At 41.6% G+C, this 10,779-nt stretch carries 6 protein-coding genes; 1 reads left to right on the forward strand and 5 read right to left on the reverse strand.

Annotated elements, in window-relative coordinates; all coding sequences use genetic code 11:
* Positions 1-959, forward strand: a 959-nt coding sequence (gene mnmA, locus I6E24_RS13565) for a tRNA 2-thiouridine(34) synthase MnmA (RefSeq protein WP_235329073.1), incomplete at its 5' end; no start/stop codon positions are given.
* A 155-nt stretch (positions 960-1,114) separates the two neighbouring features.
* Here mnmA and I6E24_RS13570 read toward each other — a convergent pair.
* The 5 genes from I6E24_RS13570 to miaB form a co-directional block, all read right to left on the reverse strand.
* Complete coding sequence (locus I6E24_RS13570) at positions 1,115-3,346, reverse strand: fimbrillin family protein (RefSeq protein WP_235329074.1); 2,232 nt, start codon at positions 3,344-3,346, stop codon at positions 1,115-1,117.
* A 21-nt stretch (positions 3,347-3,367) separates the two neighbouring features.
* Positions 3,368-5,560: a hypothetical protein gene (locus tag I6E24_RS13575; RefSeq protein WP_235329075.1), complete on the reverse strand. Its 2,193-nt coding sequence runs from the start codon at positions 5,558-5,560 to the stop codon at positions 3,368-3,370.
* 30 nt (positions 5,561-5,590) lie between these two features.
* Positions 5,591-7,450: a hypothetical protein gene (locus tag I6E24_RS13580; RefSeq protein ID WP_235329078.1), complete on the reverse strand. Its 1,860-nt coding sequence runs from the start codon at positions 7,448-7,450 to the stop codon at positions 5,591-5,593.
* 226 nt (positions 7,451-7,676) lie between these two features.
* A complete protein-coding gene (locus I6E24_RS13585) occupies positions 7,677-8,981 on the reverse strand; it encodes a TonB-dependent receptor (RefSeq protein ID WP_317218739.1) in 1,305 nt (434 codons plus the stop codon).
* A 339-nt stretch (positions 8,982-9,320) separates the two neighbouring features.
* Positions 9,321-10,694, reverse strand: coding sequence for a tRNA (N6-isopentenyl adenosine(37)-C2)-methylthiotransferase MiaB (gene miaB, locus I6E24_RS13590; protein ID WP_235329076.1), 1,374 nt, complete (start codon positions 10,692-10,694; stop codon positions 9,321-9,323).
* Positions 10,695-10,779 lie beyond the last annotated feature (85 nt).

The following is a 10,779-nucleotide window of genomic DNA, read 5'->3' on the forward strand; positions in this document are numbered from 1 at the left end:
TCCGTTTCTTTGAGAAAGGTGGCAATACCGAATATCTGGACGACGCACGAGAGCTTTGCTCAAGACTCGGCATTCCACACATCACATACGACCTTAGAGACAAATTCAAGGAATACATCATAGACTACTTCATAAAGGAATATATGGCAGGAAGAACACCTGTTCCATGTACGCTGTGCAACAACTATCTGAAATGGCCTATACTTAAAGAAATAGCCGATAGGGAAGGAATATACCATATTGCCACAGGACATTACGTACAAAAAACATTATGCGACGGATATTGGCATATCAAGAGTGGTACAGACCCAGACAAAGACCAGTCTTTCTTCCTTTGGGGACTCCCGCAGGATATTATGAAACGGATGGTACTGCCATTGGGAAATATAACCAAGACGAGAGTAAGAGAAATAGCAGCAGAAAGAGGCTTCATGGAAGCTTCCGTAAAAAAAGACAGTCTTGGAGTATGCTTCTGCCCTATGGATTACAGAAGTTTTTTAGGCAAGAATGTAAATCCTGACTTAATCAAACCCGGAATATTCTGTGATGAGGAAGGCAATAACATTGGAAAACATAAAGGATATCCCTTTTATACAATAGGACAACGCAGAGGATTGGGGATATATATGAACAAGGCATTGTTCGTAAAAGAAATAATTCCAGAAGAAAACAAAGTCGTAATAAGTGACAAACTGTCTTCGCTTGAACACAGCGAAATGTGGCTCACAGACTGGAATATAATAAACCCGCAATCTCTGTTGGGTAAGGATGATGTGATAGTAAAAATAAGATATCGAAAGCAGGCGAACAGATGTACTGTTACAATGACCGGTGACGGACTGTTACACGTGAAACTTCATGAACCGTTGGCAGCAATTGCTCCCGGACAAGCAGCTGCATTCTACAGGGATGATATTGTCCTCGGCGGAGGAATCATAAACAAGCAAAAAGATTTCTAACGGAAAGAAAACTTCATTGCGTGCTTTTATCTTCTATAAATATAATCTATGTTTATAAAAATACAACTTGTATTCTTATAAATATAAGTTATATTTATAAAAACACAACTTGTATTTATGGATAATGTCAGTACGTTTACTGTTTACTGACAGTATCAATATATGTATTCCACATCAGACTTCTTAAATCTCAGGATACGGGTATCATTAGGACCTGCCGAGTTCTTCGACGGATAAAGACCGCCCATTCCACCAACGAAAAACCATCCCTGTCCATCTGAAGGATTATGAACGGCAATCAACAGATTATTATAATGGCCATGATTTATACCGTCATTATTCCACTGCGGACTTGAGCCATACCACACAACCGGTTCGTGCTCCGCCTCCGACTGGTTATACATAGAAATATAAATAAGGTCTGTCAGTGACACAGTTCCTACGGTAACATCATTTCTTCTGCGTTGTCTGCGCTGTATAGTGGTACTTCCATTCCAGGCAGTAGTATGCGAGCCATCCCACATAAGCCAAATAGTTCCGCTTGTAGAATTGAACACTCTTTCAAAATTCTCCATGGATGGCAATTCATAACCGTCAGGAGCCAAAGCCTTAGCGTCTATCTTATTTATATGTTCGGCACTTGATGAATAACCTTCCAGTTTCGCCACTCCTCCATCGTCTATTACCTGAAGCCCTTGCGAACTCTTACCCTGGTAATTCCATTTCCAAAGATTGAAGAACACGTCAGCCGTACAGTCCCTCAAATAATCGAATACGGTCTTACCTGCCAGTACCGCAGGGTCTGCAGATGAAAGAATCTGATCTGAGAAGTTTTTCGCATCTCCTATGGCATTATACTTACACCACCACACACCATTAAGCTTTGTAACAGGCAACCCCCAGTTACGGCGTGAAATAACGTATTCTTCTCTTTCAGAACCATCGGCCGAGTTACTTATTACTATGCGCGCCTTCTGTACTCTGCCGTTTGCAGTCCTGTCGTTAGGACGCCATCCTCCAATAACGCGTACCCTCTGACCTGAGGCATCTAGTTTCACCCATTCGTCTTCTCCTTCATCGTACTCAACAGTTATAGACTTCGATGCCGGAACTGTAAATACACCTAGTTCGTTATCTATATATTTCCCGAAATCGAATGACGCGCTCTCCTCAAAATGTATCAGTCCTTCCAGTTTAACCGGATGTTCAGACATTACCACATTTATATAATCGTCGGCATAATTCTCATTCAGTCCCTTACGATGAAACATCAGTTTTCTCTCTACACGTTCCATACCAGGATACCACAGTTTCTTTGTTATACGAAAAAGATTCTTTCCAACATTCTCAGCTCCTCCTATACGTTCCACGGTCATTGGAAGTTCAGGATCGGCTATCAGCTCCAGTTCATCGTCGCAATCTATGGAGAGAACGAAATCCGAAGCACAGTGTGACAAGACTATTCCCCTGCGGTCAGAATCTACCTCTGTATTTGCAGGGAATGATGTCCCTTCCACATCCACCGTCAGACCTCTTTCGTTTGGTGCCAGATTAAAGTCACCTCCATTTTCCCAGTCTGTTACACTTAAGGTTACGTCAGCCTGTACAGATTCCTTAAAAACATTGATAGTATAGACACAGTTTCTCTTTAGTGTGGAAGGCATAGCAACTTCTTTTTCCACAGTTTCGCCATCTACATTTATAGTCAACACTGCAGAGATATTCTCCGATGCCTGTTCGCACAGATAAGCCACTCCGTATGTGCTTCCGGTAAGAGGAGTATCTATGACAGGAATAACATCGTCGTAGTTTGTACCTTCCGGCGATTCTACAGTATTACGGCGGTTAAGATACGACTGCTGTGCAACATTCCTGAACGTGATATCCGTTACAGACAAACCGTGTTCTTCGGATACGTTGACATCTATACGTGCTACTCCCCTGTAAAGTTGCAAAACTCCATGGGACGTATCTGACATATCAACAACACCACTCATATATGTAAGGTTGACACCTCCAGCATGTGGTATTGCAATTGACAACCACTCTTCCTCGGTCATACCTACATTATAAAATGAAGCGGAATTGTTTCTTTCAATATTGGCTACCATATAAAGGCGTCCCTTACTGTCATCTATCTTGATACCAGTCAAAGGATCTATATCAGAATAAACGCGTGTCATAACACCATTCTCAAAGAGACAGGCATGAAGTATTCTTATCTCTTTTATTCCGGTTGTTTCATCATTCCCGGAAGTATAATTATATGGTATCACGCGTGGTAATATTACAGAATCTGCTCCACTATGCTCGTTCACCGCTCCTTTATCTGTACATGACATTACAGCAAGCGAAACGATTATGACAAATATGTTCTTTATGGACATGTCTTTTTTATTTACTGATTATTAATAAATATATTCAACAGGAGTTTTCACACATCGTATAGTTCTAGTTTTCTGCGCATTGCTTGCCGCGAACTTGAACCAGTTTCCTCTGCCGTCACTATTAGAGTAACCTTCGATAAGCCATGTACTGCCGGAATTGCCGTATGTGGCGAACTGAATCATTTTTTTAGATATATCTGTTTCACTCCACTGATGACCGAGGCCGTATAATACAAGGTGCTCTCCTTCATATTCAAAATCGTAGAAAGTTACATTTCCATACTCATAACCCAGAAATATAGCTTCTCTCTCTACTACAGAGAAGTTCAATCTCTGCCCCAAACCATTATTGAACGCACCAGGATTATGATATCCTAAATTACTGTTGTTACCCCAATTGAAGAATCTGTAATCGTTATAATCCGGTATTTCATAACCGTCAGGAGCCATATAACCAGGATTCAATGTACCGAAATTATCAGTCTTCGACGAATACCCTTCAAACAGGAATCCTGTTCCGTCATTCTTCAATTTCAAACCATCACGATTGCCTGCCTGATACTGGTCGCCAAGAACACTAAGGAACTCATCGTCCGTACATCCGGCCAAATAGTCTGCAACACTTCCACCACGGGCAGGATCGTTTGAAATAAGAATCTGATCAGTAAACTCTTTCACATTTCCACGAAGATTGTATTTACACCACCATGTACCGTTTATGTTTACCACTGGAAGTCCCCAATTCTGTCTCTTAACCGTATAAGTTTCATTATGAACGCCCGACAAGTCGGATATCAAAATTCGTCCTTCCTGTATTCTTCCATCGGCATCAGCATCATTCGGGTGCCATCCACCTAAAATACGGTATGTGCCATCCGCAGTTTCTTCCAGTTTCATCCATTCCGGTGAGTTTTCATCGAATTCCAGTCTTATTACTTTATCATCAGGAACGTTCAATACGGCCAGTTCACCGTCTATATATCGTCCGAAATCGCAAACATAATTATCATCAAAATTCAACTGTCCCTGCATCTTAACCGGATTTGCCAGAAATACAAGAACAACTCTACCGCGTAATGCATCACCGTAATGTACATTAACATACATGTATCCGTCCACACTACCAATCATCTTATTACTGCTGCTCACATTCAAGCTGCACAAATTATCAAGATTTCCGGAACGCGAGACTGTGACATCAACACCTTTCACCAAGCCATCCACATTCACAGTCGAACCTACCTCACCGCTTATGGCAATACTGAAGTTTGTTTCCCATGACGGTATAAAAACAGAATCGCGTGTCTCATTAACTCTAATGCCATCACTAAGTACTGAGTTATCAACATCTACAAAAGCATTTCTAAGTCCGTCTGAGGTTGTTCCGTCGCCTTCCTGCCAAGAAGCTTCAACTACTTTCACACTAAAATCCTCACCATCACCATATACTTTAAGAGTATAAACCTTATTGCGTAATATGTCCGGCAGAACTGTTTTCAACCTGTGCCATGAGCCTGAGGATGTGACCATTATTTCCACTTCAAAATTCTTACCTTCTTGGTGCGGAAAGTAAAACAAAGTTTCTTCAGCAGCAGTTAAGGGGCTGTCAGCATAATCTTTCACCATATCAACCGGCTGGGGAATGTTTCCACCATTACCTCCCTCTATTACATAACCTTCAGGGCATACATTCTTCACCTTTACACTATTCACCGCAACGTTATTGATTGGAGAGCTTATATCTATTCTCGCTACTGAACGTTTCATTGCAACTGATACATACGATGTCTGCTGACTTATAGATGCCATACCTGACAAAAACATCCCATCTGATACCATTTCATCGGCTCCGGCAGTCATTGCCTGGAAATCTGATTCAGAGGTCACGCCTACTTCAAAACCACGACCGGAAACGAGATTTCCTGCGTTAATCATAAAATATACATTACCACTCATGGCAGAAGGCTTAAGAGACACTACTCCATCTGTTCCCGGCTCAAGCTTATCAAACACCTCCGCTAACATACCACCATCGAAACGATATGCCGACACATTCTCTACCGCATCAGATTCTGCGTCAGAAGTACTGAGCAATGACAGTCTGGCAGTGACTACATCACCTGATGAATTCCCGTAGGATATGCTGTCATCACTACATGAGTAAAGAGAAATCAATAATAATACAGATAATATATTTACAAGTCTTACTCCCATATTGAAATATTATTTTTGATAATTCTGATATTAATTGTATTTATGAGAATTTGAGTAACTGTCAAGATAAACAGGCGAATCAATAGGCATTCTGCTGATATTGTCAACATAAAAATTATTCATCAGCTCCTCTGCCCACGGCCCGTATGTGAACGAACTATTGTGTCCGTATCCCATAACGTGTCCCAGTTCATGGAACATCACGCTACACGCATAACGGTTTGAATAATGTTCGAACCATCCTCGCTGATATGCTCCAAACACACTCGGACTACCCAAACCTATAACACCGTTACCAGGATAGACCAATCCGACCTGAAGTGTCTGTCCACGCCGCATCTTGGCCAATACTTCCTCCACCTTCACGGGTTCTCTGTTATCATCGTATAACTTACCTGCATTCTCATGGAGGATAGCTTCGTGCTCATCCATATCTATCAAATATGTAAAATTAAGGAAGAAAGCCACAGACTCTCTACAATGTACCGGACGGATACCCATCCAGTTTCCTACCGGGCCTCCATTATCGAGTGAAGGGTCTCCACCGAAAAGCCCCCAGTAAAGTGTCCATCCGTGCTTTATTTCCTGAAGTTTCGCCCAATAAGGATCCGATGAAATTATCTTCAACTCCGCTCCAGCTATGGAGGCAGCGTCAAGTGCCGGGACATTGATTATTCGACCGCTCTCAGTACGACACATAGTGCCTTTCTCTACCAGTGGAGAGGACTCATAGAAATCGCAGAAAGCAGGAATAGAATCGAAATATGCAAAATCGAAATATTCATCATCCACAGCTGCTATGCGTGCTCTCACCGTTACTCCATAAAGCACACGTGGCGAATAAAAACGCGCATGCAGTTGCCCCTCATCAGTAATGGAAAGCTGTAATGGCTTTGCCGTGTTAAAAGTGCGCTGAGACCTGTCCGTATAAACAGATACAGGTTCATCATCATCCAGAATCCTGGCATGATTTCCGGCTCTGTAAGCATCGGCAGTTATATACATCACCGGTGAAATGTCATCAGGATGCTTTACCGCGGTGTTTACCGTATGTGCATGATTTGGCAACACTTCCTGCTGGCCAAAATTGAAGTCAAGAACAGTCTTCTCATCAAGATAGTTTACTGAAGTATGGAATATATCTCCTTTTAAAACAGTACCGGCTACTGTAGGCATAAAAAGATAAGGAATATCCTCTCTTAAAACCATATCGTCTATAATACCGTCACTTTCTCCGGTAAAGGAGCCTCCACCTGTTATTGATGTATAGAACTTTGACTCAGTAAGTCTCACTCTTTTCTCGACTGTTGCATTACGCACATATCGGTTATTATATACGAAATTGAAATCCAAACGACCCACTATCCTATCCTGTGTAACTTCGCTGTCAATGCTGATAACCTCAGTGCTACCTCCTTCAGCAGGATCTAAACGGACTGTAAACGGTGTACATGAATAAAAATACTCTGCTTCCAGAGGCTTGTGGAGATCAGAAGGAAACACCAGCCATTCATCATCCATACTTGATATTTTATTTATCTCGGCACGATCGGCCGTTTCATCGCCCTTTATAGCCAGAACAAGCAGGTTATAGTCGCCCTCATGAAGACCTTCGGCATATATTTCCGAGGTTAGCGCATTATATTTGCCATATACTGTAGTCACTACATCGCCTTCAGAGTCGGCTATATAGAAAAAGACCTTGTCATAAACGCCTGTACTCACAGATTCTGTACGTGAGTTACTGTCGCCTACGTATTCAGACTTTTTCAAACGAAAACGTATGCCACTGCGTCCTGAGCCTGTATTGCTAATGTTCATCATATCGTCGTTTGTACACGACACCATAAAAAGAAGACCTATAAGTGCAAATAGTGTTATCCTTTTCATCACAAATTATTAAATGTTATACGCTTATCAAGACAAAAGGGACAGCAGGTTTGTTCAATATCAATGACAAAGATTTTACTTTTCCGAGCTTTTTTGATTTAAATCAATATAAAATGATGGTAAAAACTTCACATCATATATATTACTAGAGCATTTTGTTACATGTTAAAAATAGAGTATCCTCAGAAGACAAAGCTGTTTCCTGAGGATACAAACATTTTAATTATCAGAACTTAAACCTATAACTTGCTCCTGCCCTTACCCATATTCCTGGCTGCGGGATATTGCCATGGTCATAATATGTCTTGTTCAGAAGGTTATTTCCCTCTAAATATATCTTATACTGCGGCGCATTCCATGTAAATCGTGCGTCAACAAGAGAATAAGGTTCGTATGGCACCATCGAATTGCCTTTCTGGTAATTACCCATACGGTCCTGCCAACGGTATGACACGTTCATCTCCAGCAGTTTCCATATTCTGAAGTTTGCCTGTGCCACGAACTTATGCCTTAGATACTCCAATGCATATTTCGACTGCAGATTGGGTGTAGTTTCCTTATCCTGATCAATATAACTGTACGACACATTGACCGAACGCACAAAAGCATCGCGCTGCATCAGTTCGCGTATATCAACAAAAACAGAAGCCTCAGCACCCATTGTATTGATTACGGCATGATTAACCGACTGCCATGGAGCGTCATCGCCCTGCGATATATCCTTTATCCAGTCTATCATGTCCGTTCCATGATAGCGATACAGGCTCATAGTACCACGTATTCCCGGACGAAGATATTTTACCCCAACTTCCACAGCCTGCATCTCCTCAGGTTTTAGATACTTGTCGGCTTTATGCCCCCCAACGGAATAATAAAGCTCTGTAAAAGTAGGCATACGCAATGAAGTGTTGTAAGAAGCATAGACCTTCCAGTCGCGTGCAAACTGATAGCTGGCATCAACACCCGGATAGAAACGGAAATTCATTTCATTGCCGGTATTCTTCACGGCTATTACTCCTGCAGAAAGAGTGAAACGCCTCAACACGATATTATGTTCCAAATGAAAACTCAGATTGGTCCTGTTAAGTCCGAGAGTAAAATCGGCATCAGCACCGGGAACCTTCACCGGAGAATTGAGCGGTTCTCCAAGCGATGTACTTCTTACACCTTCATTCCTGAACTCTGCACCAAATGCTGTTTTTCCAAGGTATGTCTGGATGTAGTTGTTAAGATTCACACCATAGACATCTGTCTGATGATAATTGAAAGGAGATTTTTCCGGCATCCCGCGATAGAATTCAAACCTATCGTCCGAACGGTTCCAATACACAGACGGTTTGAAATGATAGACATCACCCTTAGTCTCTGCCTGAACTGCAGTGTAGTACTTCCTTACGTGTTCAAACTGCTCGTCGGAAAGAGTGCTATAGAAAGTGTTCGCGCCATAATCCTTGTTTGTGAAACCTGCATGCCAGCGTAAGATGCCAGCATAGCTACTGTCATCACCCCGATACTCACCGGAAATTTCAATGTGGAGAACACTGCATACGAGCGATTGGAATAGCGTCTGAAACGCATAGTCGGGCTGCTTTTCTGAATGTTTTCTTTCATTGGTTAATAATTAAATTGATTAAAAATGCGGGGCAAAGATACAAAAGATATTATACAAACCAATAGCCTCATCTTAATACAAGTTCTATCTTATCAACAGCCATAACAAGTTTTCAACAGCATGTGAACAAATCATTATATCTGTGTATATCAACAAAATAACATCCATGCTGACCACTATATAAGTTTAGTTATCAACATGGATGTTAACTTTTTATAATTGAAATCTATATGATTACAATATATAATTATGACATTATTATTCAGTAACCTCAACCCCCTTCAGAGTAGCCGAGCTTGACTCAGTAATCTTTACCTTTACAAAGTCACCAATACGGTGTGATCCTCTGTCGAACACTACGACTTTGTTCTGTTCCGTACGACCGAACAACTGTTCTTTCGAGCGTTTTGATACACCTTCCGCAAGGACTTCGAATGTTTTTCCCACATCTTTAGCATTGCTTTCAGCAGAAAGCTGGTTCTGTAGTTCTATCATCTCGTTCAAACGGCGTATCTTTATTTCTTTAGGTACATCATCAGGAAGGTGTTTCGATGCGTATGTACCAGGTCTTTCGGAATACTTGAACATAAATGCAGAGTCGTATGCACATTCGCGCATAAGCGACAATGACATCTGATGGTCTTCTTCCGTTTCGCTGTGGAATCCTGAGAATATGTCTGTGCTGAGTCCGCAGTCAGGAATGATACGGCGTATAGCTTCTACTCTTTCAAGATACCATTCGCGTGTATATTTTCTGTTCATCAGTTTCAGTATGCGTGAACTTCCGCTCTGTACAGGCAGGTGGATATGTTTGCAGACGTTTGGTACTTCTGCTATAACATGGAGTGTCTCATCGCTCATGTCCTTAGGATGAGATGTTGTGAAACGTACTCTCATTCCAGGCACAGCTTCTGCTACTATACGCAGGAGCATAGGGAATGTAACTGTTTCTCCGTCTTTCTCGAAACGGTATGAATTTACATTCTGTCCCAAGAGAGTAACTTCCTTGTAGCCTTTATTTTCGAGGTCGCGAACCTCATTAAGGATACTTTCAACGTCACGGCTTCTTTCGCGTCCTCTTGTGTAAGGAACGATACAATAATGGCAGAAGTTGTTACATCCACGCATGATTGACACGAATCCTGAGATGTGATTACCGCAGATACGCGAAGGAATGACATCGCGATAAGTTTCTGTAGTTGACAGTTCTACGTTTATAGCTTTCTCTCCGGCTTCTACCGACGCTATAAGTTCTGGAAGAGTCAGATATGCATCAGGACCTGCCACGAGGTCAACATGATGATTTTCTATCAGATCTTCTTTCACACGTTCTGCCATACAACCCAATACACCTACTATCAGGTTTTTCCTTTTCTTTCTCAGAGAATGGAAGAATTCCAGACGGTTCAGAATCTTCTGTTCCGCATTGTCTCTGATAGAGCATGTGTTCATAAACACCGCATCGGCTTCCTCTAGGGTCTCGCATGGGGAGTAGCCTGCCATTTGCATGATAGATGCTATTACTTCACTGTCTGCCACGTTCATCTGGCATCCGTAAGTTTCGATGAACAGTTTTTTGCTGTCCTGTTCAGTTGCAGATTTTAAGTCTGCTCCTGTTGATTTATTTGTCATAATTGCTTGATTTGTTGATTAAAATTTCTGCAAAGATATCTGTTTTTATTGTATATCTACAGAAAATAAGCATAATATATAGGAA

It is taken from the genome of Bacteroides caecigallinarum (genome assembly GCF_021530995.1).
Lineage (GTDB): Bacteria > Bacteroidota > Bacteroidia > Bacteroidales > Bacteroidaceae > Phocaeicola > Phocaeicola faecigallinarum.

Excerpts from the sequence above, each read along its gene's own strand:
- I6E24_RS13570 (WP_235329074.1), bottom strand. The coding sequence starts at position 3,346 with ATGTCCATAAAGAACATATTTGTCATAATCGTTTCGCTTGCTGTAATG.
- I6E24_RS13575 (WP_235329075.1), bottom strand. The coding sequence starts at position 5,560 with ATGGGAGTAAGACTTGTAAATATATTATCTGTATTATTATTGATTTCT.
- I6E24_RS13580 (WP_235329078.1), bottom strand. The coding sequence starts at position 7,450 with ATGAAAAGGATAACACTATTTGCACTTATAGGTCTTCTTTTTATGGTG.
- miaB (WP_235329076.1), bottom strand. The coding sequence starts at position 10,694 with ATGACAAATAAATCAACAGGAGCAGACTTAAAATCTGCAACTGAACAG.